The organism is Microbulbifer maximicatervae (SeqCode) (assembly GCF_052467955.1).
The window spans coordinates 2,274,752-2,301,046 of record NZ_CP174329.1 but is presented as its reverse complement, the minus strand read 5'-3'; the positions used below and the strand labels follow the sequence as shown (position 1 = coordinate 2,301,046).

The following is a 26,295-nucleotide window of genomic DNA, read 5'->3' as shown; positions in this document are numbered from 1 at the left end:
GGAGACCTATCGGTTTAATCTCATAAGAGAGCCATTAGGGCAGCTGTCTCTCTCTCCTAACAACTGGACTAGAAAATGTTAAGCATAAAGCTCCTATAGACTATGATAAGCGCTAAAAAGTGGCTCCCAGGAAGCTAGCCCCATGGACGGAAATCCAAAAGACTCCATCACTGTAAACAACCACTCTATTTCTTATTTCCAGGAGGGACAGGGAGAACCCATTGTTTTTCTACATGGCGCACTGGCCGATGCTCGCATGTGGCAAGAACACTGCAAAATTCTATCAAATGAATTTAGAGCGATTTCATTCACCCAAAGGCATTTCGGTAATCCGGGGAGTCCTTCGGAAGGCCCCTTTGGAATTGATACCCATGCAGAAGACCTAATCGGACTGATTGAGGCCCTGGATATAGGCCCTGTCCACCTAGTAGGATGGTCCTATGGTGCCGATGTGAGCTTAAATGCTGCCATAAAGGCTCCTCAATTAATCAAAAGTCTGTACCTTTATGAGCCTGGATATCCGGGATACATTGAAAACAATAACATGGAAGAGTATCGCCAAGATGCTGAAGCTATGTTTGCAGAAATTTTCAAAACAACAGCTAAAGGTGAGCTAGATACTGCCGTTAAGCTACTAATCGACGGCTCTGGGAATCAAACTGGCTACTTCTCTCAGCAGCCCCTAAAATATCGTGTGCAGCAGCTGGATAATGCCTACACCCTGCCTCTACAGCTTAATCAAACTGAACAACCCGCACTGAACCCTAGTAGCCTATCAGGCATATCTATTCCAGTTTCCGTGGCCTATGGCAGTAATACTCGCCAGCTATTTAAAACTGTATCGCTTGTGGCGGGAACATTAATTCCAGACACCCTCCCAAAAGAGGTAAGCTCAGAAAATCATATGCTACCTCTGGAAAATCCTGCACGCTTCTGCCAACTTGTGAGAGAGCGTATTACCAATTGCTGTGACCAGCAACCTGTAACTTAATATTAAAGAGCAGGGAAAGAATACCGATTGTAGGCTTAGTCTCTCGAGTATTCTTTCCCGCTCAGCAGTTAAAAGACTCTTATTATTACTCACTATTGATTAAATACAGGGGGTGGAATTACCCCCCCTAAAGCGCTCTAATCCGCTTTACAAATCCTTGCGTCTGAATACCAAACTCCCGCTTGGCAGCTGGAACCCTCTTCACAGTGTTCATCTGTTTGACAATAGCACTGACCATCGGGATTGCAGCCAGGAGTTAAATAGTTTTCCAAAGGATCAGCCCCACTTACCCGATTCCAAAAGGGGTTGGAAAATATATTGTTTGGGTCCAACTCTTCTTTAACATCCATAAACTGGGACCACTTGGGGAATCGCTCAGCCATGTCCTCAAAAATAGCGACTGAATTCTTACCCCAATGAGGCCTGGCTCCATACTTCCGGAGAGACATCTGCTCAATTTCCAAATTGACAAAGTAGTTCTTTGGCACAGCTTCACCTCGTTGACGAAGGGTATATTCAATCCCTACAAACGCTGTGTCACGGCCTGCTGTCATCCCTAAATAGCTATCGGAGGCCTTGCCAAAACGGAAATAAATACCATTCAGCGGAAAACAGGTTTTTTCACTATTTGCAATAATCTGACGGACATCCGCAATCCAGTTTGGCAACTCTTCAAATGGAATCGCGACTTCCTGAAGTGCAATTGGAAGGTTATCCCAGACACATTTGTCTGGCTCTTTACATACAAAATGTTGCATCAAATCCGCATGTCCAGTGGGTTTAATCAACTTCTTCAACCCTGAATCAACATCCCTGAAATAGGAACTGGAGCGAGCAGTATGACGAAGAGAAGCTGCAAAACACTGCAATGCGGCACTGTCGGCTTCATGAAGGCTGTCAAATATCAGTCCGAATAAATATTCGGAAAAGTCCGATACATCAGCCTGGGCATTGTAGGCATTGCCCTTAGTCGACAAAGGTACCTTGTTGTAAGTTGTTACGGTATAGCGCCCTAATCCCGGGAACCAGGCAACATTAGCCGAATGATTATCGCGAGCCAAATCAAGAACAACATCCTCCAGCTCATCATCGCTGTGATACCCCTTTACTTTCGCTTGCACCTTATAGCCAGGCTCAACTTCTATGGTCGCTTCAACAACTACGCCCAAAACACCTAGGTTTACCCTGGCGGCATTGAGCATCTCACCTCTGATTACTCGTAAGTCCCCATTGCCATCAACCAGCTTCAATTCGGTGACATAATCAGAGATCATGCTGCTTTTTTGTGTAAACGTTGAACCGTGAGTACCGCTTCCCAGCATACCGCCTATCGTGAATATGGCCAGCTCTGTCACCATCGGCACGCTTAGTTCATGCTCTCGAAGATAAGCGGTCAAATCCCGGAATCTCATACCGGCCTGGACAGTAACCAACAGATTATCTTTGTCCAGGCTAACGACCTGATCCATATTTTCCAGAGTGATTTGTACCTCTCCATTACCTGCACAGGCCGCATCAATCTGACTGTTGAATTTTCGACTCCCAGTCATCACTTTACGACCTTGATCCGCTGCATCACGTACTATCTGCTGAACCTCATCGATACTGGCCGGATCATAGATAACACCAGGGAAACAATCCTGAGTATCCTGGTAGTTTTTTAACACCTCAGGCACCTCAATGGGTGGCGGTAGCTGCTCTGCAACACTTGTAGCAGCCATGAAAACGCCTGCTACACAAAGAGCTTTTTTACACCACCTCAATAAATATTTGGATTTGGTTATTATTTCTGCACACATACCTAAATTCCCTTTATTGCATTAACGTAGACTGGATAAATCAACCAAAACGGGGAAGTAGCTCCCCATCGATGATGTCCCGAACATTACTGCTGTGATCAGGCGCCTTACTGCGAAGAAAATCAGCGTAATTTGACCGGTAGGCCGATAAAGGGCGACGACCAATGGATGGCACCCACAATGCATGATTCGTGGTTGCAAATTCCAGTGATCGGTTAGCTAGGATACAAATTGGCCCACCACTGAGACGTGCCGCATCAAAAACCCAAAACTCTTTACCATTGGAATCGGATGTCGTTGGATATTTGCGTGCAACTGCTGCAATCACATAACCGTCGTTCTGGGCCGTGGAGCCCGGGCGGGCCATAAATTGCGGCGTACGCATTACGCAATCTTCTGGGAACTGAAAGGCATCCGCAATTTTCATATTGACGCAGTCCATATGAATCAAGGCAGAGGGACGACTTTCTTCAGGCATATCCCAATAGCCGTAGTGGCGCTCAGGATAATCGCGATATGCCCAGGAAACCCGCATAGATATATGGTCAGGCCTGTAACCCACAGCAGCCCAATAAAGGTGCTCAAAGGTTTCAGGGAACTGGAAGTGCCCACGGTAAGCCGGATCATTCATATCCCAGGAAAGCGTATCATCCCGAATAACCCGGTAATCTTCTTTTATCTCAATAGCTGAATTTGAGTTAACTCGAATCCGGGCACGTACCAAACCTCCAACATCCAGCGGTGCTGCAGGGTATCCGGACAACCACTTGGGTACCAAACCTCCCTTCTGCAGGATTTCAAAGCGGAATAACTGCTCAGATTTATCCATTGCCCCCATATATTGGCCATACAGGGTAATCTCACCCGCATTGTCATCGTAGTTGCAGACAATGTCCGACGTATCAAAGCCGAGCTCCAGGTAATCTGCGATAATAGTATCAGCACCCGGCACCATATCGGCCTTCCGAATAACCCAACACCGGGTCCGGTGTTCTTGAGGCAGAACTATTCTTGTTCCAATAATTCGGGTAGATTCAACTCTCGCTGCAGTTTCAAAGACAATGATATGATTTCGCGTTACGCCAAGAGAGTGTGAGCTTGCAGCAATATAGGCGTTGTTACCCTGACGATCCCGAATGTTCCAACTTTCAAATGCACCCTCTCGATCCCAGCGAATTAATCGAATAAATCCTGAGCTACCAGAATCACCAATATTTCCACCATAGTTGATGGTGATACAGTTACCTGTTTCCAGATCAAAGAAAGGGTGACCGGTAGTCCGAACCTGGGGAAATAGCCACTTTTCTGGGGTTAGATTTTCAAGCAGCGGAGGTAAGCTCGATTTCCATTCATCCACTTCTCCAATAGGGGTTACCATCTCTAGAGTTGTAGCATCAAACTCATAGGGCATACCCCCTTCATAACTCATTGCAAAACGGTTATCTCCCATATAGTTGGGGGCCGTATTGCAGTAGTTCATAAATCCCAGATTCGGGCTTGAGTATATTGTCCCACCTAATAAATTGAATTTATCAAAACCTGTTAAATCCTGCTCCTGCATTATCGCAGACGCGGTACGTATCATTTTTCGGGTATAGGGAACTTCACTGTTATTGCTCCGCCCAGTAAAGTCGAGCCGGGTCAAAGCTCCCTTTCCATTAGGTGTAAGATGGTTGGACGCCAGTGGAATACCCTCAGCCATAAGAAGATGGCCAATAACATCATCAGGTAAGAGTCCCTGTATTACACTGAGCACTCCGGAGGAATCTGATAGATCACCAACCATTATTGACTCTGGGAAACTAGAGCCATCCAAAGCATTACTTGTTCCAGCCTTAGCTGATGCCACTCCCATAAGCGGTGATGCAGACATTACACCTGCAGTCTTCAATAGATCTCGACGCTTCATTTTTTATCCCTAAAAAATACGGCCGACAGCTTAACCTGACCATAAAATTAAATTTTTTAATGAAATAATTGGCGCAATTTACACCCAAAGTAAACCTTTAAGCGAAAACCATTTATTATTTTTTATCAAATCAAACCTCCAGAATTTTAACCCCTTAAAATTCACACTATCAACCTATATACCACAATAAAAATAAACCAAACCAGAAAATAAAACCTATCAAACAGAACAAAAAACAAATACCAGCCAGTCAAGCAAAAAAATATCGATAAGAAATTCGATATCACCCGAATTAGCCACCGCATTATTATCAACAACAGAATTTAAAATAAATATTAATGATCATAGAATCGCACAATATTTAATATATCTGTGAGGCATCTCATATATAAACCGCAATAGATAGAAAGCTGCACCAGTCCACACACCCTGAGAGGTACAGCCTGGAGGTAACGGATAAACGAACAATTCTATTAGGCAATGAGTGAATGATTATTCATTGATGTTTAATAGTATTGGTATACAATCTTTCACGCACAACTACCCTAAAATTAATTTAAGGTGACATCAATGTTTAGTCATATTATGGTCGGGGCCAACGATATCGAGGAATCAAAGGTATTTTACGATTCCACTTTTGGAATATTGGGTTACAAACCCGGCACTATTGATGATCGTGGCCGCTGCTTCTATTTTAATGACAACGGTATTTTTGCCATCACCAAACCCATCAATGGGGAGCCCGCAAGCCATGGCAACGGCAGCACTATTGGCTTTACAGTAAACAGTTCTGAAGAGGTTGATGCCTGGCATGCTGCAGGTATTGCCAACGGTGGTACCAGCTGCGAAGAGCCCCCAGGCGTACGGGATAGCGCCGTAGGCCCAATCTACCTCGCCTACTTACGAGACCCTGCTGGCAATAAGCTCTGCGCACTGTATAGAGCAAGCTAATTAAGATTCGCAATCAGGTGCCTCCCCTTACAGGGAGGCGCTTTATAAGTGGACTAATAGAGTAATCAGTCCCAGCGGTTGAAAATAACGTGCATGCCGTGATGATCGTCACTCACGAATACGAAATAGCCGGCGCCAGTATGTGCAGTTGCGCACACCTTCGTCCCCTGGGAGGTCTCAGAACACTGCATTTTGTAGGCTTCAATTCCCGCAGTATCGTATTCACACTGACTGTATTGGCTGTCAAGAGTTTGCACTAAATCGCGACTGCTCCTTGCCAATACATAGCGGTAATCACCAAAGTAGCGATAGTTATAGGCATCCAGGTAATATGCCTGGGAATCAATACCCCCTTCCAGAAGCTCGCTATAGCAGAGTTCAGGTCTGGCCATCCACAGAGTTTCCTGATCATTCGAAGAGTGTATTCCTGGCCAATTCTGTTGGTCATGTTGAGAGAGTACTACGTTGGTTGAATCAACATAGTCTTTCACAATGACGTAATCACCTTCATCACTTTCTATTCTGCAAACCGGTGCGCCGCCAATAAAATTATCACACTGAACCATATCCAGGCTGACTTGAGTTGTCTCCCCGGCACAGTCTTTTGCAAAGCTTTCAGCCCAGTATTGCACAGCCTTAACTGCATACTCTCGAGAGTCTTCTATTTCATAATAGAAGTCTGAAAAGATGCGATAAACCTCGCGATCATTAGTATTACTTGCAGAAGCTGCTACAGAACACTGACTAAACTTAGGCAGTTCAAAAGTCTGTTCTGCTTGAGCGGGAACCGCACCGGCAATAGCAATCGCTGCTGTAAAAGTGGCAAGAGTTTTCATTAGATGTCCTCCGTGAACAATCATCCTAAAAGGGACGCGGATTCTAGCAGAGGAAAAATAACTATCAAAAGCAGTGTAACGATATGAAAGTTCAGGTACCTTCTTCCAAGGTTGTGAATATCTGAATAATATTAATTATCGGCATGAGTGAGTTAACTCGATAAAACGTTCCAACTGAAATCCGGCCTCAGTCTTCCCTCCATCTTTACTTTCAAGCGGCCAACCACAATTCACCCGCACACAATCACCGTAGAGATCAAGCGTGCTGAAATCTGCACCGCCCAACAAGGCTATATTTTCTTCGGAAGCCATACGGCAAAGACTCCGGCTGTCCAACCCTGGGATCTGCAACCAAATCACCATTCCTCCATGGGGGTCACTGATACGCGATTCATCGGGCAAGGATGAACTTAAGTAGTTGCGATAGGATGCGACCTGCAAGGCAAGCTTTTGCCTGAGTCCCTGCACATGACGGGAGTATTGGTTGGTACCGATGAAATCGGCTACCGCTAATTGGACGGGAAAGTTCACACCAAAACTTTCGATAGATCGATAGTGTTCATATTGTTTTCGATACCTTCCTGGTAAGCACCACCCCAGGCGATAGCCTGCGCTCAACGTCTTGGAGATAGAGCCACACCAAAGCACATACCCGCTCCGGTCCCAGTAGCGCACCGGCATGGGCAGACTTCTTTGAAATCCGAGTTCCAAATACACATCATCCTCGACAATTGGAACCCGATATTTACCAGCCAATGCGGCCAGGTTCTCTTTCTGCTCCGAGCTCAGGGACACGCCCGTAGGATTCATATGACTGCTACTAAAAAGACCCGCCTGGACCAATCCCTGTTGCATATAGCGCTCTAGCTGTGCGAGGTCTAAGCCGTTTTCAACAGTCGGTATCTCAACGACTTTTCGTCCCATCAACGCCAACAGATTAAGAAGACCGTTGTAACAAGGAGAACTGATCGCAACCGCATCACCGGGCCTAGTCGTAATGGCAATCGCCGTGCGGGCGGCATCCATACAACCATTCGTCACTACTAATTCATTGGCGGAGAAATGCAAATCATAACTGGCAAAGTGTGCGCTAAGCGCACAGCGCAAAAGCGGCTCCCCTGAGGAAACCGGATAGCCATGCATACTGGCGCCAGCCTCTCGGGTTGCCCGCCGCATACTGCGCTCCAGGGCATCTAACGGCAATAGCTCTGGGGATAAAGACGCAACACCCAATGGCCCTGTTCCCAACCCCCGGCAATAGTAATCGTGACTTTCTGGATCTGTTGTTCGGCAGGTGAATGCGGGCATTAAGGGAGGCGGGTTACTGCTGGGAGGAACTGAGGCAAAGAATCCAGATTGCGGTCGAACCTTCGCCCAGCCGAGTTCCTCCAGCAAGTAGTACGTACTTTGGGCTGTTGTCAGGCTCACTTCGTTTTGTGCAGCGAACCGCCTAAGGGACGGTAGTTTATGACCGCTTGGTATTCTCCCTGACTGAATATCCTCTATACAGCGTTCGGCAAGCTCTTTATACCGCACCTATCCCCTCTCCGATTCCGTCTCCGCCCAAACTGTATACCTATTTTATACAAAAATTGCATCTGTATACCTTTTTTTATTTCTTGGATAGTTAGCCCCGAGACAAATTGGAGGGGCTGATGCGGTACTCGGATTTATTACTTGGTGTGCTACTAATGGCAATGTGGGGCTTCAACTTCATTGTTATTCAGATGGGAACGGAAGATCTGGACCCACTCCTTCTGGTGGCTTTACGCTTTTCTTTGGCAGCCTTTCCGGCAGTGCTTTTTGTTTCCAGACCGACAGCCAGCTGGAAGTACGTTCTGGCCTACAGCCTGACTTTTGGCTGTGGGGTTTGGGGGATGGCCACCTGGGCAATTTCTAGCGGACTCTCTGCGGGTATGGCCTCACTTCTTTTGCAAGTAAATGTTGCGATTAGCTTACTATTTGGCTGGGTATTCCTGAAAGAAAAAATTATCCCGCAGAAAGCTCTTGGGGCTCTACTTGCCTTGGGAGGGCTGATGCTAAGTTTGATGGTTGAAGATGGCACTGTGCCCCTTATCAGTATTGCACTTATCTTAATAGCGGCTACCAGCTGGAGCATCAGTGGGCTCATTGTAAAAGCCAGTGGCACACAGCATGTATTTAGCTTTATTGTCTGGGGACTATTTTTTGCACCGCTACCACTGTTTGCTGCTACCTATATTCAAAATGGTGCGACTGTATTTTATGAAATACAAAACAACCTTAGTGGAAGGTTAATTTTCTCCATATTGTTTCAGGCCTACCCAACCACTCTGCTTGGATACTGGTTCTGGAACCGGTTAATCGTTAAGTACCCACTGTCTACTGTTGCACCTTTAGGTTTACTCTGTCCCGTTTTTGGACTCTTTTTTAGTTGGTTGTTAACTGGCGAGTCGATTGGTCCCGAAAAGTTAATGGCCGCTGTTATGATTTCCTCTGGTCTGGCACTTGGTATTGTTCATTTTCGCCAGAGCTTTAAGATGCTACGAAACTCACGGATTTTTGGCATGTTAAACATATCGCGATGAACAAGTATCCAGGTTGAGATTTGCTAATTTCCAGACAATGTACTAATGGCGCTAGTCCCCATTGGCCAGAAGCAAGGATTAGTGCAGTTACCTTTCGCAGTAACAACCTGCAACCACCTCGTTCGGTTGAAGCAGAAAATTCTATTCATTAATAAGATTTATCGTGGATTTGGCACTCAACCAAATGCCCGGCTCTCCTAGTTTGGGCTAATTCTATAAGTAGCTATTTATACAGGTATCGATATCATTCTATTTTAGCCAGCCGTATAAATAATAAAATAAAGTCTTAAGCTGAATGTTATCAAGGGCAAAGGTCAAAAATACTAACCAGGTTTATTACTTTTTTCCCTCACCAGCCAGTAGGAAACTCCCAGGGCGATAGTCACCAGGGCAATACCGACTATTTGCTCCGCGTTAACAAATTTTAAGTCGAGCACAATAACCTTCCGAGCTACAGCCATTAAGGCTGTAGCCAATACCAATTGCACCGGTATCACATTTGTTCCCAGGTAGAGTCTGATATTGGTGAAAATTTCAATGGCAATAAGAACGGCGAGAAAGGCCCCAAAAGTCTCGAGGATATCTTCCATATCCAGCAATAGGAATGGCGTCTCCATAAGCCTTTCATAAAGTACATAGACGACATCCGCAATGGTCCAGAATATGACCAACACCATAAGAATGGCGAGAAATTTAACGGCATATTTTATTGCTCGATGTAATTGGTTGATCAGGGGATCAGCATGATCCTCATGTATCTCGTCATATTTCATGGGCTTCGCTCTGCCGATTGATACCGCACATTGCTTGAGTTCGACTATAGGCGAAATCCCCGTATTCAGCCGAGAGAGCTTCCTTTAGTGAGTAGTAAGAGGAATCCCGGCAGCATATTCACCGCCGGGATATTGTGAGTCGTTAAGGTAGGCAGGTTGCGTTAGTGAAGAAATACTTTACTTCGTAGTCACTACAATCCTCTGTTGCACAGAAGAAGCGGTAATTAGTGCCGATATCGCCTATATGCATGCTTTCGCCGGTTAAGGAATAATCCAACTTCGTATCAACAACCCTTGCCTCAATACCAGCAACATCACTGACAGCACAGCTATTGCTGATATTTCCCGCTGACTTGTGTTCGTTAAAGCTCTCATAATCAATGCCACCTGAGGAGGGATCATCCAGGTCCAGCCACTCGGTTGCGTAGTACCCTGGATTTACCAAGCTGTTGGACAACTTGTGCACGCCCAAAGCATCGATTTCATCACCGTGGCGCCCGTGGAAAGCAAAAATTTGCTGGGATGAAGTGGAAGAATAAGTTGTACAAGTCCCCTGCTGAGTGCCTCCGGAAATAGATGAGCCATTGCTCGACGTCAATTTAAGGTAGTAAACACTACCCGTTTCATGCTTTTCATCGTCGACACAAATTTTAACATCATCCAAATACTCGCTGCTGGCGGAGTTGAAACTCAGTACACTCCCCATCGAGCCACCGTCTCCATCACCGTATTCAATACAGTATTCATGATCACTGGCTGTGGCATGGCTTAGGGATTGCTTAAATTCATAGCAAGCTTTAAAACCATCAATTCGGCCACCGGAACGAATCTGGACAGATTTCAGATTCATAGTGCCGCTGCCGAGCAGTTTGCGTTTTACCAGGTCGATTGAATCAAACGCATCACCTCCGGTACCCCCCACGGCATCTTTTTTGATGTAGCCAAAATCCGAGTAACTATCTTGGTTGGCGATCCAGAACCCATCAAATGGTTCGTAGTAATTCACCCAAACCGAGGTAGTTACACCTTCTGAATTCCTCTTGGCATAGAGCGCGGCATTTTCCAAAGCGTTATAAGGCATTCCATAGCGGTAGCCATCAGCTTCACAGGCGGAGTAACCTTCACTCCAGGTTCCCGATGCACTGCTGATGTGCCAGTTTCGCTCATCGTCCACACAGGCAAACACTAGCTCCGTGCTACAGCTATAGTCACGAATTTCACCGTCATTACTTAACCAGGCGCAACTATTGTTACCACTGGGAGAGTCATTCCGCCAAGACCACGTAAAATCTTCAATCTGGGGTGCTTTAGAAGCACCTATAGTGGTCGCATTGGCCTCCACCAGCGCCAACTCAAGCATGTTATACCCAGATACTGCTTTCTCCAGGATCTCACTGCCGGAATACTTGATGTCATCCTTGCTATATTCGGTTGTTGCATCCAAGGCGACACTTAAATTCCCATTGTTGTAGTGGCTGATTGCGCTGGCATTACCGTCGATATCTGCTGTTAGCTGGCTGGAATTTTGTGCAAGTGGCTCATTGGAAGTGAGGTTTCCAGATGCATCCATCTCATCCACACCGATCCAGACATTGCGTCTGAATTTCGATGTGTTTGACTCGTCATGGTAATCACACAGATTGTTATCACCAGTGTGCGGATACTCTCTGGGCACTTGAATAAATAGGATAACGTTGCGTCCCGCATCCAACACATCCTGTTTAGTCAGTGTTTGCGCCGGCAGGGAGGCGCAATCATCTTCTGTATAGCCCCAGTCGGTAGGCTTAAATACCAGATCCCCCAACCTGCTTTCAATTTTCTCACCAATCTTATTGCGGAAGTTCTGGTGGTAATCAGAATCGTAAGCCTCAAACTTTAGGAATATGACTTCATCGTTATTATCTTCAAGAAAATCCTTAATCTCATCCAGCCCATCCCCCAGCGTTGCAGCTGTGCCAAACATATAAATACACATAGTGGCCTCTTCCAGGCCCATATGACACAGGTGCGGTGTTGAGCTGAAATTGGAAGCAGGGTAAGTATCATATTCGACCAGACGTATTCCCCGACTGAATAATTTCTCCGGCGCGTACCACTGGTTTACATCGGTATATACACCCTGATCCCACTGATAGGATGCATAGGCATTATGCGCTCCCGCCCACAAGGTCTTTGATAAGGGAGCCTTTGTATCAATCTGCCCCTGTAAATCCAGGCGCTTCACTTTATCATCGCTAGCATCAATTTCGCCGACAACAGACATCGAAAAACTCAAGAGCAAACTTGATACCAAACCAATTGTTTTATGCATTATTCTTTTCCTGATAAGTATCTTGATAGTTACCGCTAAAATAAAAATCCCAGTAAGTATTTCCCCTCAGTTGAATTGACCAATTGGAACAAGCGTACACACCTGTCGTGAACCGCTAAATTACAACAGTACTGACTGGTCAACTTTAGTCATTTACCCTACTTTACATTTTCATAATTTGCGCACTTTTCAGTACTGACAAACATCCATCTCCGAATTAAACATTCATAAAACTATCCGCTAGCGGGGGCGCAAAATAGTAGCTACAGAGCATGACCAATCAGTTACGAGCTTAAGGTAGTTATGTAAACATCTGCCCATTTGTAACAGGGCCAACATAAATGACAGACCAAATGTCCCTCCAGTATTTAGGGTTCAATCACAACCTTGGAAGTAATATCACGCACGTTAAATCTTCTGGTTTAGGAGCAGAGTTTGGGCATCTAATTCATCTTTTCAGATTATTGATAGTTTCAAAATATAATTGGGACAAACCTTAAAAGAGTCGGCATCACACTCTTCAGCTAACATCGATAAAAAAATAGATGACAAGAAATCTTCTCCTTAAGGCGTAGAGTTGATTTAAAGCTAAGCCGGATTCAGGATATAAGAAGAGTACAAATTAGATATTTATACTTACCAAACAATGAATTGAGCACCCAAGGAGTGGTAGGCTTATTGAAATATTACATTCATAGAACAAATAGAAACTTATAATTTCCGCCCCAGGAAAGCAGCCTTATCAAGGAGAGAGAATGAAAAGCAAGGCACTTATCATACTGAGTAGTATTCTTATCGCCTCATGTGGCTCTATGCGACCGCAAAATGCAAGCAATTATCAGCAAGACCTGATCACTCCAGAAGAAACAGATAACTTTGTACTCACCGAAAGCAGCACCTTCGATGAACCCATGCTGGGAATTGCCCTAAAGTACGATAATAAGCAGTATCCTACCGATATTATCAATGTCTATGTATACCCTATCGATAGCATCACATGGGAAAATACAGATGAAATCATCTCCTCTGAAATGGGCGATATTATAGATGAAGTTGACTTTGCTATAGAGCAAGGGCATTACAAGTCAAGATCACCAGAGACTATTGAAAACTTCAGTTTTAAAATCGGTGAAAAGCTATATTCTGGAAAAAAGTCATCTTTCACACTTACCAACAGAAACGATGCTGAATACTTCTCAAATAGCTATGTATTTGTCGATAAGGATAAATATATAAAGTTCAGAACCAGCTTCGACAGCAGAGCGACCGTAGAATGGAATGGCGACTCAGCAGTGAAAGAAATACTGCCTGAAATAGTTGTTCCCGACGAGTCTGCGTACATGAAGAACCTGAGAGCTGAACACCAAAAAGAAATCACCAAGAATCTGATAAAATCACTATTCCAAGCTTCTCAAGAATCACAACCTAACACAGAGTAATTTCTCAACTAACTTAATAGCAATTGCGACAAATCCGACTCTGTAAGAGCTGATGGCTACTAGGTGCCGCTTAGCACCAGAGAATTGCAAGCGGCACGCTTTAACTGAAGTCTCCTGTACTTCAACGGCATGAAAGCACACTTCTTCCCCCATTGGCAGGAGATTAGCCCTAGACATCTCCAATTCAGATTTTTAAACAAATCTCACTAAAACCCACTCCAACTGGCGAATAAATTTCTCAGGTGGTTGAGATAATACTGGCACTTCGGCGTCTATGATTAAGGAGGCACTAAGGAAAGGAAATTCGAATCATGAGCAAAATCCTGCCTCCAATTCTTGCTCTTCTGCTCGCCGCATTTGTTTTAGGCGCGCAGGCCAACAACTATGTCAGTAAGGACAGTCAAGCCACTTCGCCTCTCGGATGTATCAGTGCCACATCAGTACTATCTACCCATACACCGACAGATATTACTGCTGCCGCCAAAACATGTACCGAACAATCCAAATTTGATGAGGCAGCTGAGCTGTTAATGGTTGCCAGTGCCTTTGCTTATTTCGACACACAGAGGGTTAGCGACAAAACCGGGCACAATGTATTAAGAGTGATTTTCAATAAAAAATTTAATTCGATGCCAGAGGGAGATCGAAAAAAACTATTCGCCAGCATTAACTCTCTTGATCAGGGCGGCGCAAGGAAGCTGGAAGTTTGTAACTATTTGACAGCCGCAAAGCCGCCATCCTATATACCAAGTTATATGATTTCCCATGGGTTAAGAAAGTTTACAGGCGTTACTGAAGCCCCCCTGATAAAAGATTTTGATGCGGATCAAAGCTGGTTAAACTCAATGGTGTTTGTCAAATGCCGCAGTTAATCGGTATCTTGTTGCATAGAGACGAAATACCTATATCAGGCTCACCTTTGGGCTGAATATAAGTATCTAAGGCAGTAAAGATTCCCATGACTTAAATACTAGCCATCTAGATGGCCTCAAGCATATTCGGCCACCGCAAGTCTGGTATTTCCCTGATGCTTAACTAAATCGCCACTTCATGAGCTCCCTTTGCCACTATTTACCAAGCATAAAGTTTCAGGCATTATTTTCCCACAGTCAAAACTTTCTCTAATCAGATTAATGGGAAGAACTGTGAAAGAAAACGGAATGCTCTTTTTATTTTGTGGAAAGATGGGCGCAGGAAAAAGTACAAAAGCTGCGGAGATAGCACAAACTACAGGAGCTATTCTTATTTCCGAAGATGAGTGGCTGTCTAATTTATATCCCCATGAGATCTGCTCACTCTCCACTTACATAGAGTATTCTGCAAGATTAAAACCAATGATCAAGTCACATACTCAGGATATCTTAAGGAGTGGCATCTCGGTAGTACTGGATTTTCCTGGCAATACAAGAAAACAAAGATCTTGGTTCAAAGAGATATTTCTGGATAACCTCTTTCCCCATCAATTAATCTATCTTAAAGCCGATGATAAATTATGTTTACAGCAAATTGCCCAAAGGCAAAAATCACATCCAGAACGAGCCGCCTTTGATACCCCTGAGACCTTCAAACAAGTTAATAAGTACTTTGAAGAACCTTGCCAATCAGAGGGATTCAATATTGAAGTAGTCCATCAGGGAGGCATTTAAACGTACCCACTCCCTCTAATAATTGGGAGCAACCTCTGCTGGACTCTCTTTCCGTTTGCGCTATCTCCTCCAGTGTTGGAGAAACTAAAGGAAGCCTAAGTCTCGATGCTGGCTCAGTATTTTGACTCCCTGTGAACCCGTTATTCGACTAGCCGGTTCCAAGCGGATTCAGAAAGGCCCGACTGAGACTGATGTACCTTTGCTTCGCCTTATATTTCGATTATTATAGAAATATAGAAATTTGGAGGTAACTCATGATGCTACCGAACCACACCCCCATCAATATTCTTAATCGCCTGGTGGACTCCCCTCCCAATGGTGACCCTACCAGGATTCTGGTGTTGTACGGATCCCTGAGACCCAACTCCTTTTCGCGTCTATTGGCCAACCAGGTTGTTGAAATATTGCAGCATTTTGGTGCCGAGGTTCGCTTGTTTGACCCTGTCGACCTCCCTCTTTACGACGGCACCAGCCAGGATCACCCCAAGGTGCAGCAATTGCGCGAGTGGTCTGCCTGGAGCCAGGGTCAAGTGTGGATTAGCCCGGAAATACATGGAAATGTCTCGGCCGTTTTCAAGAATCAGATCGACTGGCTACCACTGGACCAATCTGCAAGCCGGGCAACCCAGGGAAAGACCCTGGCGGTCATGCAGATTTCCGGTGGCTCGCAGTCATTCAATACTGTCAACAATTTGAGGGTTCTTGGACGCTGGATGCGCATGTTTACGATTCCCAACCAATCCTCTATTGCCAAGGCCTGGCAGGAATTCGATGAACAAGGGCACCTCAAGGATTCCCCATTCCGGGACCGGGTGATTGACGTTCTGGAAGAGCTGGTAAAAACCACCATTTTGTTGCGTGGCCAGGGTAACTATCTGACCGAGCGGTACAGCGAGAATAAGTCAGAGTTGCAGTTAGCTTCGACAACATCTATTCAGGCCTTGCTGGCTGAAAGCGGTGTCGCAGAACCCAGCTAAAAGTACTGGCATTTCGCTGCCGAAGGTCCACATTTAGCAAAGGTCCACTAGCAATGGACCACTAGATGATAGGAACTCCGATAAGGATCTCGTCAATGAGCTTTTCCCTGGACCCGGACTTTTCAAGCGCCCTTGGCAAGTTTGGCGACTTGCTGGATACCTTGGCAGAAGCGCCTATTGGGGACGTGAATACTCGCCGTAAGAATGGAGCCGTGGTCACCCAAGCACTATTTCAGGGTCGCAGTTTTCCATCAGATGTTTCCTTTCGGGACTTTACCCTAAAGAGTTCAGACCAAGAGGAGATCCAGTTACGCTGGTACCAAAAGGAGAATAGCAAGCCAGGCTCCGCCATTCTCTACATTCATGGCGGTGGGCTCATCTGCCACGATATCTCACGGTACGACTTGGTCATCGCCAAATATGTAGCTGCCAGCGGCGTGCCATTTTTATCAGTAAATTACCGAAAGGCTCCGGAGTTCCCCTACCCTATACCGATTGATGATTGCTATCGGGCATTCATTTGGCTGGTACAGCACTCACAGGAACTCTCCATTGACCCCACGCGAATTGGCATCATGGGAGATAGTGCCGGAGGGGGTCTGGCTGCAGCCCTGACAATTGTCGCTCGCGACAAAAAAGGCCCGTCCCTGGCACGGCAGATATTGTTATACCCAATGCTGGACGACAGGACGGTTACTCCCGATCCCGAGTTATTGCCATTTATTATCTGGACCTATGAAGATAATCTCACCGGCTGGACCGCTTACCTGGGTAATCAAGTGGGCAGCCCTGCGGTCAGTCCTCATGCGGCCCCTGCCCGCCTGCAAGATGCCAAGGGTCTACCGCCAGCATTTATCGATGTTGGCGAACTAGATATTTTTCGCGATGAGGATATGCAATACGCCCAATTACTCACCGATGCCGGTGTTAGCACGGAGCTCCACGTTCGACCTGGCGTGATTCACTCTTGGGAGCTATTCGCCCCGGACATTCCCGTCTCACAGCGCGCTCTTGCAGATCGAGTGAGAGTCATCCAGGAAATCTAAGCGAGCACGGTGCACCTGTCTATGGAACAGCAAAAACAGAGACTATTTGATAGTCACTTCCACATCATAAATCCCAAGTTCCCCCTATTCCCAAATCACGGCTACTTGCCGCCAACATTTACCGTGGACGACTATCAACTCAAGTTACAAAACTACCAGCTAGTGGGGGGCGCTGTAGTTTCCGGCTCATTCCAGAAGCTGGATCAAACCTACCTTATGGATGCCCTGGAAAAGCTGGGCAAAAGCTATGTTGGGGTCACACAGCTATCCGCCGACACTCCCGACACCACCATTTTGTCACTCCACAAACATGGAGTCAGGGCCCTACGCTTTAATTTGGTACGGGGTGGCTCGGAACAAATCGGTTTTATCGATACCCTTGCCCAGCGAGTTTTTGACTTGGCAGGCTGGCATGTCGAACTATACGTTGAAGCCTCTGCATTGACCCCTCTCTATAATAAATTGATCGCGTTACCAGCCGCCTCCATTGATCACATGGGAATCACCAAGCAGGGTTTTCCCATCTTGCTCAAACTGGCAGAAAAAGGGGTAAAGGTAAAAGCGAGCGGCTTTGGCCGCCTGGATTTCGACCCCGCAGCGGCAATTGTCGACCTCTACCAGGCCAACCCTAATTGCCTAATGTTTGGCTCCGATCTTCCCTCTACCAGGGCACCGCGCCCCTTCAAACCTGAAGATATTTTGTTAATTCGCGACACCCTCGATGAAGCACAAGCAGAAAATGTCCTGGTAAAAAATGCCTATCAATTTTATTTAAAAAAATAATGGAATGATGGGGCAGTATCAGGAACTGAGTTCTTCTTCTGCTGTCATTCACTACGCTGTATTTTCTAAAAGCGCACGATATGCCTAAATTCGTGCACTTCTCTATACCCACTCAATTCATGCTACAGCAGTGTAATCTCGGGTCATCGATCATCTTTATAAATCACTGGCAATTAAAACATGCGAATTGTAGGATGCGCCGAATATTTCAGGCCACAGGGAACCTGGAAGATACAGTGCAGGAGGTTGTAGTGAAAGGACTGGTAACGGTTATTTTTTCCCTATTTGTGCTATCCGGATGTACCGGCATTGGCACAAAACCCCTGGGAGAAAAAGAGATAGCGTTAGGCGTAGATACTGAGCAATCCATTAAAGAGAAGCTCGGTAAGCCTTATGAAAAAGGCATGTTTGTAAAAAACAACCAACAAATTTTAACACTCGCTTATGCTTACCCCACTACTGGCAAAAAGGCGGTTAGCGATAATATTAGCGGTACCCGTAACCAGGGTTTCTACTTTTATAACGATAAATTGGTTGGGCAGGATTTTGTCAGCTCTCTCGCTGAAGATTCCACCGATTTTGATGAGTCAAAAGTACCACTTATCAGCGAAGGCCAAACCAGTATTCTCGAAGCTCTGGATTTATTGGGCAAACCCTCCGGCGAATATCAGTACCCACTGATTAGCAATAAATCCGAGAAAGCCAAAGTATATATGTATAGCCAAACCAATAAGGCTATTTTCCAACCGGCCTCTTATCAAAAAGTATTGATTCTCAGTTACAATTCTGATGGCATCATCACGAACGTAAATTTTGCAGAATTAGGCAATAGAAATTTAAGCGAGCAATAAATCATTTCTCAGACAGGGGAGCCTTATCTACTGGCTTCCCTGAAACAAACAAAAGGCACACTACCAGCCCCACCATCGCCAGATAGGCATTAACCGTAAAAGCGCGATCAATCCCCGTAGAGATATCGGGAGCCATTGCCACAATTGTGGTATTCATACCCAAGCCTATTGCTCCCCCACCAATCTGGAACATATAGAGAATTGCTCCCGCCAAGCTCGCTCGCTCCGGCGCTACAACCGTAATTGCGGCAGTAGTAATAGCAGAGTAAAACAGGCCAATACCCGCCCCGAGAACCACCAGTCCCGGTACCATTTGCAAAAAAGTTGTTTCTTTATGCAAATGAGAAAGCATAAACATACCAATACACATGGCAATGGTGCCCGCTGAGACAATCGTTTTTGCACCGAGCGTTTCGTAGAGCCCACCGGCAATAAAAGACACCAAACCAAATGAGACCATCATAGGAAGTAGCCCCATTCCCGAATACATCGCCGAGTGATTATGGACCTTACTCAAGTATTGGGGAACGTATACAAGGGCGGCAAAGAACACCACAGACAGCAACAAGGTAGCTATACCTGCGGCAAAGAAACCGTGATTCGTTGCTACATCTACGGGAATTAACGCATCTCTGCCCACATGGCGCTCAACCAGGATAAACGCCCCCATAAACAGTAAGGTGGCTAGTGCCAAGACAATAATCACCGGGCTCTTAAAGCCGATATCCACGACTAAATCCAGCGCCAGCAGAAGGCAAAATAGCGATGTGGTCAGGGTGATTACACCACCGTAATCAATACGCTCAGTGACATTTTCCGGTGTGTCATCCGGGATAACCTTCCAGCAGACCCAAAATGCCAATGCAGCCACCGGCAAGTTGATAAAGAAAATCCAGCGCCAGCTCAATAAGTCTGTAAGAATGCCCCCCAATACCGGACCAATTGCATTCGCAGCGGCACACATGCCCATCACCAAGCCCCCAGCAAAGCCCGAGCGATCCTCCGGTAACATCCCGTAGATCAGCCCCAGGATTGCCGGCCACATAAGGGCACTACCGATCCCCATCAATCCCCGCGCCGCCAACAGCATTGGAATATTGGTAGCTATGCCGCCGAGGAGGGAGAAAAATGCAAAGGCGGCCATGCCGAGGAAAAAGATATTGCGCCGGCCAAACATATCCGCCAAACGCCCGCCCGAGATCAGCAGCACCCCAAAAGCCAGTGTATAGCCGTTGATAATCCATTGGGTGGTGGTGATATTGGAGTTGAAGTCTTTTTCGATGGCTGGAATTGCTACGGAAAACGCAGTGAGGTCATTTCCGATCAGAAAAATTGCCAAGCTTAGGGCAAACAGTCCCAGTACCTGAATTCTGGTCAGTTTAGTTTTCTCATCTGCCATGTTTCGAGTCCAGCCACAGAGTTCGGTTTTACAAGTGTGGCTCAAACTCGGGAAACGGCAGGGACACTAACTATGGCCCCTGCTGGCAAACAAAATGGTGAGGGCCTGCGACTAACGCTCACCTGAAGTGTCTTGAAAGAACTCCTCTACAGGCTGGTAATCCGGATTGGCACCACAAGAACCCCGCACTACCAGCTCGGTAGGTAGTACATCTGGCATCGCCGATTTTCCAGAGAGAAGTTCCATCATTTTCTCCACCATCAATTCACCACCTCGGTGGATGTTCTGGCGAACGGTTGTCAGAGGAGGGGTAAAAAACGGCGCGATTGGGATATCGTCAAAACCCACTATGCCGACATCTTCCGGCACCTTATAGCCACGGGCCTGTAGCGCTTTTATCGCCCCCATAGCGATACTGTCACTGGCGGCGAAAATGCCATCAAAACTAAGCCCTTCCTGCGCAACCAGGTCGATAATGGATTGATAACCACTTTCACTGGAGAAGCCGGCGGTCAACTGCCTGGTCGTGCCAGACAGATCAGCTTCATTGAGCGCGGCACAGTAACCTTCAAAGCGCCCATTGACCTCCGGGTGAGCTGTGTCGCCGAGAAAGAGAATTCGCCGCCGCCCCAAGCTCATTAAGTGCTCGGTGGCCTGACGCCCGCCCATTTGATTGTCACTACTGACGATGCAATATTCGGCCCCCTGCCTTGAGGTCCCTCCCCAGACAACAAGAGGGTCCCCCTGCTGCTGCAGATCACGAAGTGGGGTATCGTCCACCCCCTGGCCAATCACAATAACGCCATCAGCCCGCCTGGAACTCATCAGATAAGAATGCCAATCCGAGCGGCTGGCAATACTGCTGGAAAACAGTAAATCGTATTTATGCACTGCGAGGCGATCGGCAATTGAACCAATCATATCGATCATAAATGGATCAGAAAATGTCTGGCCACCACTGCGCCCCGTATTAATCACAACCGAAATTGTATGGCTGCGTTGCAGGCGTAAGTTTCGCGCGCTCTCATTGATTTTGTAATTCATGGAGCTCGCGATTTTTTGAATACGTTCGCGAGTCTTTTCGTTAATCAATGGATTATCGTTCAGCGCTCGCGAGACAGTAGATTCAGAAACTCCCGCCAACCGAGCAATATCGGACATGGAAACGGGAGAGGAGGACCCCTTGGGCATGGCGTACTTCACCTTGTTCGCGGGAAAAATGCCATCTTAGGCCCGTCGCCCAAGTTTGTAAAACCACCCTGCTACCCAGCCAGGGGGGCTGAGGCCTCAAGCGTCTCATCCCCCCGCTCTACAGCGCGACGGAAAAAGAACAGGGTAATCAGAATCACTGTGATGGGTACCAAGGATAAATAGAAAGCCACCTGGCCATCAAAGGCCTCGAAAACCGACCCGGTAATCAGTGAGCCAGTTGTACCGCCCAGCGCAGAAAAAATCACCAGTAAACCTGTCATTGCAGAGTGCTGGTGGGTGGGTAATGAACTGAGCATCACAGAATTGATAGCTGGATACACAGGTGCCATAAACAAGCCAATCAGCGGTAAAACAAAAGCTGCCACTGGGGCACTAAGCCAGTTTACATCGGGATTCGCCACAATATTACTCGCCAGGGGCAGGCTAACGACCACCAGTAATCCCATCGCAACTAAGCACACATTAAGCATCGGGTACCAGTGTACTTTGCGCATCATCACACCGGCACCAAGTCGCCCCAACGCCAGCCCTGCGGCAAAGATACTTGCAGCCTGAACACTCATCGCAGCGGGCAGCTTAAGAATTTCATTATTAAAGGTCGGCAACCAACTTCCTATCCCCTGCTCAATCAATACATAGAAAAATACGGAGATCACGTAGATGTACACCAGGGGTTTGGCCATCAACTTTATCATCGCGATAAAGTCCTGTTTCGGGCTAGCCTCTTCGATTCGCGCCCCGGATTCATCCAGCTCTGTGCACCAGAGCAATACAAATGCAATCACACAGACCACCGCCAGCACCCAATACACATTGAGCCAGGCAGTAGACCCTTGGTTCGATGAATCAATAAAAGCGCTAAACAGCCAATAGCCACTGAGAACTCCCACCATAAACACCCCCTCCAGGGTGTTTAGAAGGCTCGCATGTGCGCTGCGGCCCTGCGCTAACAATCCCACGGTGGAGTATGCGGCAACCTTTACCAATGCGAACGCAACACCCACGGACAAGAACAGTAACTTCGCCGTCCAAAACCCGGGTAACAGGGGCATAGCTGTACAAGCCAGGGTGACGATTGCCAATCCCGTCAGCATCGCCCGCTTAAACCCCAGTCGGGGAAGCTGGGAAGCAATCAGGAAAGACACTATACCGATGGGGATATCCTTGAACCCCTCCAGCACACTCGCAGCAGATTTACTTACCCCATAGGTATTGATTACCTGCAGGATCACCGTGCCTACGCTGTTCAACAAAATGGCAAAGACAAAGTAGATAGCGAATAGAGATAAGAGTATGCGCTGATTCTTCATAGTGGATTCTATCTGGCTCTGTGGTTTAGGCAGTCAGCCGTACCAACCTGTTATTGTACATTTTTTACCCAGACTTTGTGGAGAAAGGCGACTTCGCCCCAATGCCTGAAGGAACCCAGTATGTATCAGTCAGACAAAAATTTGCAATCGTTTGCATAAAAACCAATGAAAATTTGGGAATGCCTTATGCCGATCAGTCACAAAACAACTGGCAATTGACCCAGGAAAAGAAAATAACATATATTTTTCAATAGGTTACAGACTTTTCGGAGATGAAAATCAGGTCTATCTTCTAGTAACAGCCAGGCTTAATCTCAATTTTGCAATCGATTGCAAAAAGACATCAACTACGGATAGACTGGATGCCAGTAGTCGGAGGCCCAGCCGACCCGGCCCTAGAACCCAATCTCCAATCCAGTGAAAGTGGTATGAAGCAAAAACAACAAATCAAACACAAGATCCACCCCTGGGACTTGGTGGAGGACACCTTCCAGCCTGAAGATTACAGCCTCAACGCCACCCTATTCTCCCTCGGTAATGGCTATATCGGCTTGCGCGGTACCTTTGAGGAGGGTTTCGATCCAGAACCCTTTACAGATGGTTGTTACCTGAATGGAGTCTACGCCAGCGAACCTATCACCTATGGTGAGTCTGCTTATGGCTACGCGCGCAACAACCAGAGGATGTTGACGGTTCCCGACGGTAAGACCATTTATATCAGCTTGGATGGAGAACGCTTTAATCTCGCCCAAGGCGAGCTGCTCAACTACGAGCGTCGCCTGGACATGGCCGCAGGGATCAGCGAGAGAAAACTCACTTGGCGCTCCCCAAAAGGAAAAACCATTGAACTCAAAGTGCAGCGCCTGGTTTCCCTCAGTGAGAAAAACCTATTAGCTCTGCAACTGGAACTCACTCCCATCGATTTTGACGGAGAGGTACACCTGCAATCCTGCCTTGATGGTGACCTTGCCCAAGCAGAACGCAGTGAGGACCCACGCCTAGCCTCCCCTATTGATCGGGGAGATATCGAATGGCTGGAAAATACAGCTGAAGATGGTTATTTGGCCCTGCCTCTATCCGTTAAGAGCAGTGGCTTCTCTATACGATGCGCAGCCCTGCACCTTTGTGAGAGTGACAGCGATTACACGTCCAATAACCTCCGCAGTGAAGACTGCGTCTCGGTTGACTATCGCTTTGCTGCCCGCCGCAACACCCCTATTCGCCTAACCAAGTACGTCGCTTACTTTGCACAGCAAAATGCTGAGCCGATATCAGCAGACGAATTGCATCATTACCTGGAGCGCTGTGCGGCTAAAAGTTTTGCGGACCATGTCGAAACCCAGCGTATACAAATGGACAATTTCTGGCTTGAGTCCGATATTCAGGTCAGTGGAAATGATGCCCTGCAACAGGGAATACGTTTCAACCAGTACCACTTGTTCCAATCCCTAGGTCGGGATGGCAATACCAATATTGCAGCCAAAGGACTTTCCGGTGACGGCTATGACGGCCACTATTTCTGGGATACAGAAATCTATGTACTACCGTTTTTCCTCTACACCCAACCCGAATTAGCGCGCGGCCTACTGGAATACCGCTACTCAATCCTCGATGCCGCACGAAAAAGAGCGAGGGAGATGTCGATTCAAAAGGGAGCACTGTTTCCCTGGCGCACCATCGGCGGTGAGGAGTGCTCAGCCTATTACCCGGCAGGCACTGCGCAATACCATATCAATGCGGATATTGCCTACGCCGTGCGACATTACTGCCGGGTTACCGGTGATGTCGATTTTCTGCGCAACAAGGGCGCAGAAGTCGTGATAGAGGGCGCGCGTATGTGGTTGGAGATTGGCCACTTCAACGCACTTCGCGACAACCAGTTCTACATTAATGAGGTTACCGGACCAGACGAGTACACTGCCCTGGTTGACAATAATTTCTACACAAACCTGATGGCCAAGGCCCATCTTGAATATGCTGTTGAAGTATTACAGTGGTTAAAATCATTCGATCCTGCAGCATGCGATGAGTTAACCCAGCGTATTCAACTCGACAAACAGGAAATTGATAACTGGGCCAAGGCCGCAGAAAGCATGTATCTGCCCTACGATGAAAAGCAGGGTATACATTCTCAAGACGATAGTTTTCTAAACAAACCCCGCTGGAATATTGCCGAAACGCCTGCCGATCAATTCCCGCTGTTACTTCACTATCACCCCCTGGTGATCTATCGACACCAAGTTTGTAAGCAGGCGGATGTCGTTCTTGGCCTGTTACTGGAGAGTTCAGAGTTTTCAATTGAGCAGAAGCGTCGGGATTTCGACTTCTACGAACCGCTCACCACACACGACTCCACTTTGTCCGCTTGTATTCACAGCATTATTGCCAGTGAAGTTGGGTATCCGGATAAAGCGCTGAACTACTTCCAGCAAGTTGCGCGAATGGATCTGGATAACCACCACAACAATACCCAGCACGGCATACACACTGCCTGCATGGGGGGTACCTGGATGTGTATGGTCCAGGGATTTGCAGGAATGCGCCTGCACGGCAATGAACTCAACTTCAATCCATACCTGCCCAATGGAATGGACGGCTATCGTTTCCGGTTGCAATTCCGTGGCCGCACGATCGCAGTCGATGTCGATTCTTACAGCGCCAGGTACACCTTGGTGAAAGGTGAAGCGCTCAGCCTTCATCACGGCAAGAAAATTCTATTCCTGGAGACACCAGGGCAAACAGAAACCATTCAAATAGCACCGATGGAGGAGGTATCCTGATGATCTATCGTGCAGCAATCTTTGATCTCGACGGCGTTATTGCAGACACCGCACGTCTCCACCTGATCGCATGGCAACAGCTGGCTGAAGGGCTCAACCTTCCCTGGACAGCGGATACTGAAGAGCGCTTAAAGGGCCTGGAAAGAATGGCTTCCCTTGAGGTGATTCTCGGGGAAAAAAGCAGCAATTACACTGAAGAAGCAAAAATTGCACTGGCTGCAAGGAAAAACAGCCGCTACCAGGAATTAATTCGCAGCCTCTCTCCCGCAGACTTGTTACCGGGCGCCGGTGAACTGCTCGCATGGTTAAATTCTCAGCATATTCCGGTTGGCCTCGCCTCAGCGAGTAAAAACGCGCCGGCGGTACTGGAAGCCCTCGGAATATCCCGTTGCTTTTCTGTTATTGCAGACCCAGAAAAATCTGCACCTAAACCTGCACCAGATATATTCCTAGCCGCCGCCAAAGGCCTCGGAGTTGATCCAGAGTTTTGCATTGCTTTTGAGGATGCGCCCGCAGGAGTCAGTGCAATTAAGTCCGCTGATGGTATGACGGCTGTAGGCATAGGCAGCCCAGATGTCCTTAAAGATGCTGACTACACCCTGGCAACCCTATTGGAATTTACACCAAATGACTTTTTCTTATCTGTACTAGCAGAGTCCGGCATTCGTCAAAATATGAATATCTATAAACGACCCAACGAAAAAATAGATTAGAA

Annotated in this window: 22 protein-coding genes; 13 read left to right on the top strand and 9 right to left on the bottom strand. The window is 46.9% G+C overall.

Annotated features, from left to right (window positions below; all coding sequences use genetic code 11):
- Positions 1-142 precede the first annotated feature (142 nt).
- Positions 143-991, top strand: a complete 849-nt coding sequence (locus ACJJI5_RS09930; RefSeq protein ID WP_445356148.1) for an alpha/beta fold hydrolase — start codon at positions 143-145, stop codon at positions 989-991.
- 137 nt (positions 992-1,128) lie between these two features.
- Here the strand turns inward: ACJJI5_RS09930 and ACJJI5_RS09925 are convergent, their stop codons facing one another.
- Together ACJJI5_RS09925 and ACJJI5_RS09920 are read right to left on the bottom strand one after the other, a co-directional pair.
- The gene (locus ACJJI5_RS09925; protein ID WP_445356147.1) at positions 1,129-2,712 is read right to left on the bottom strand and encodes a D-arabinono-1,4-lactone oxidase; all 1,584 of its coding nucleotides are present in this window, start codon (positions 2,710-2,712) and stop codon (positions 1,129-1,131) included.
- Between the two features lie 118 nt (positions 2,713-2,830).
- Entirely contained in the window at positions 2,831-4,699 is a 1,869-nt protein-coding gene (locus ACJJI5_RS09920; RefSeq protein ID WP_445356146.1) for a carotenoid oxygenase family protein, read from the bottom strand.
- A gap of 570 nt (positions 4,700-5,269) precedes the next feature.
- Here ACJJI5_RS09920 and ACJJI5_RS09915 point away from each other — a divergent pair.
- On the top strand, positions 5,270-5,650 hold the full coding sequence (locus ACJJI5_RS09915; protein WP_413665310.1) for a VOC family protein: 381 nt from the start codon (positions 5,270-5,272) through the stop codon (positions 5,648-5,650).
- A gap of 65 nt (positions 5,651-5,715) precedes the next feature.
- On the opposite strand, the gene ACJJI5_RS09910 is transcribed toward ACJJI5_RS09915, so the two are convergent.
- On the bottom strand, positions 5,716-6,486 hold the full coding sequence (locus ACJJI5_RS09910; RefSeq protein ID WP_445356145.1) for a hypothetical protein: 771 nt from the start codon (positions 6,484-6,486) through the stop codon (positions 5,716-5,718).
- A 135-nt stretch (positions 6,487-6,621) separates the two neighbouring features.
- On the bottom strand, positions 6,622-8,022 hold the full coding sequence (locus ACJJI5_RS09905; RefSeq protein ID WP_445356144.1) for an aminotransferase-like domain-containing protein: 1,401 nt from the start codon (positions 8,020-8,022) through the stop codon (positions 6,622-6,624).
- A 119-nt stretch (positions 8,023-8,141) separates the two neighbouring features.
- Between ACJJI5_RS09905 and ACJJI5_RS09900 the strand changes: the two genes are divergently transcribed.
- Positions 8,142-9,053, top strand: coding sequence for an EamA family transporter (locus ACJJI5_RS09900; RefSeq protein WP_445356143.1), 912 nt, complete (start codon positions 8,142-8,144; stop codon positions 9,051-9,053).
- Between the two features lie 323 nt (positions 9,054-9,376).
- Here the strand turns inward: ACJJI5_RS09900 and ACJJI5_RS09895 are convergent, their stop codons facing one another.
- The gene (locus ACJJI5_RS09895) at positions 9,377-9,826 is read right to left on the bottom strand and encodes a phosphate-starvation-inducible PsiE family protein (RefSeq protein WP_413665304.1); all 450 of its coding nucleotides are present in this window, start codon (positions 9,824-9,826) and stop codon (positions 9,377-9,379) included.
- Between the two features lie 142 nt (positions 9,827-9,968).
- Positions 9,969-12,137 (bottom strand): jacalin-like lectin, encoded by a 2,169-nt coding sequence (locus ACJJI5_RS09890; RefSeq protein WP_445356142.1) that lies wholly within the window; start codon positions 12,135-12,137, stop codon positions 9,969-9,971.
- Between the two features lie 755 nt (positions 12,138-12,892).
- Between ACJJI5_RS09890 and ACJJI5_RS09885 the strand changes: the two genes are divergently transcribed.
- The 7 genes from ACJJI5_RS09885 to ACJJI5_RS09855 all read left to right on the top strand — a co-directional run bounded on the left by ACJJI5_RS09885 (position 12,893) and on the right by ACJJI5_RS09855 (position 18,879).
- A complete protein-coding gene (locus ACJJI5_RS09885) occupies positions 12,893-13,576 on the top strand; it encodes a hypothetical protein (protein ID WP_445356141.1) in 684 nt (227 codons plus the stop codon).
- 311 nt (positions 13,577-13,887) lie between these two features.
- Entirely contained in the window at positions 13,888-14,448 is a 561-nt protein-coding gene (locus ACJJI5_RS09880; protein WP_444905652.1) for a hypothetical protein, read from the top strand.
- A 273-nt stretch (positions 14,449-14,721) separates the two neighbouring features.
- On the top strand, positions 14,722-15,222 hold the full coding sequence (locus ACJJI5_RS09875; protein WP_444942067.1) for a P-loop nucleotide/nucleoside kinase family protein: 501 nt from the start codon (positions 14,722-14,724) through the stop codon (positions 15,220-15,222).
- Positions 15,223-15,476: 254 nt separating this feature from the next.
- Positions 15,477-16,199, top strand: coding sequence for an arsenical resistance protein ArsH (gene arsH / locus ACJJI5_RS09870; RefSeq protein WP_445356140.1), 723 nt, complete (start codon positions 15,477-15,479; stop codon positions 16,197-16,199).
- Positions 16,200-16,294: 95 nt separating this feature from the next.
- A complete protein-coding gene (locus ACJJI5_RS09865; protein WP_444912734.1) occupies positions 16,295-17,245 on the top strand; it encodes an alpha/beta hydrolase in 951 nt (316 codons plus the stop codon).
- Positions 17,246-17,266: 21 nt separating this feature from the next.
- Positions 17,267-18,028: an amidohydrolase family protein gene (locus tag ACJJI5_RS09860; protein WP_445356139.1), complete on the top strand. Its 762-nt coding sequence runs from the start codon at positions 17,267-17,269 to the stop codon at positions 18,026-18,028.
- Positions 18,029-18,222: 194 nt separating this feature from the next.
- Positions 18,223-18,879, top strand: coding sequence for a hypothetical protein (locus ACJJI5_RS09855; RefSeq protein WP_445356138.1), 657 nt, complete (start codon positions 18,223-18,225; stop codon positions 18,877-18,879).
- Position 18,880: 1 nt separating this feature from the next.
- Here the strand turns inward: ACJJI5_RS09855 and ACJJI5_RS09850 are convergent, their stop codons facing one another.
- From ACJJI5_RS09850 to ACJJI5_RS09840, 3 genes are all read right to left on the bottom strand, one after another.
- Positions 18,881-20,278, bottom strand: coding sequence for an MFS transporter (locus tag ACJJI5_RS09850; protein WP_445356137.1), 1,398 nt, complete (start codon positions 20,276-20,278; stop codon positions 18,881-18,883).
- Between the two features lie 111 nt (positions 20,279-20,389).
- The gene (locus tag ACJJI5_RS09845; RefSeq protein WP_444896809.1) at positions 20,390-21,469 is read right to left on the bottom strand and encodes a LacI family DNA-binding transcriptional regulator; all 1,080 of its coding nucleotides are present in this window, start codon (positions 21,467-21,469) and stop codon (positions 20,390-20,392) included.
- Between the two features lie 71 nt (positions 21,470-21,540).
- A complete protein-coding gene (locus tag ACJJI5_RS09840) occupies positions 21,541-22,800 on the bottom strand; it encodes an MFS transporter (RefSeq protein ID WP_413665293.1) in 1,260 nt (419 codons plus the stop codon).
- A 101-nt stretch (positions 22,801-22,901) separates the two neighbouring features.
- Here ACJJI5_RS09840 and ACJJI5_RS09835 point away from each other — a divergent pair, with 101 nt between their 5' ends.
- The 3 genes from ACJJI5_RS09835 (at position 22,902) to pgmB (ending at position 26,293) form a co-directional block, all read left to right on the top strand.
- Entirely contained in the window at positions 22,902-23,054 is a 153-nt protein-coding gene (locus tag ACJJI5_RS09835; RefSeq protein ID WP_444913430.1) for a hypothetical protein, read from the top strand.
- A gap of 108 nt (positions 23,055-23,162) precedes the next feature.
- Positions 23,163-25,580, top strand: a complete 2,418-nt coding sequence (locus ACJJI5_RS09830; protein WP_445356136.1) for a glycoside hydrolase family 65 protein — start codon at positions 23,163-23,165, stop codon at positions 25,578-25,580.
- Positions 25,580-26,293, top strand: coding sequence for a beta-phosphoglucomutase (pgmB, locus tag ACJJI5_RS09825; protein ID WP_444913428.1), 714 nt, complete (start codon positions 25,580-25,582; stop codon positions 26,291-26,293). Before ACJJI5_RS09830 ends, pgmB begins: the two co-directional genes overlap by 1 nt.
- Positions 26,294-26,295 lie beyond the last annotated feature (2 nt).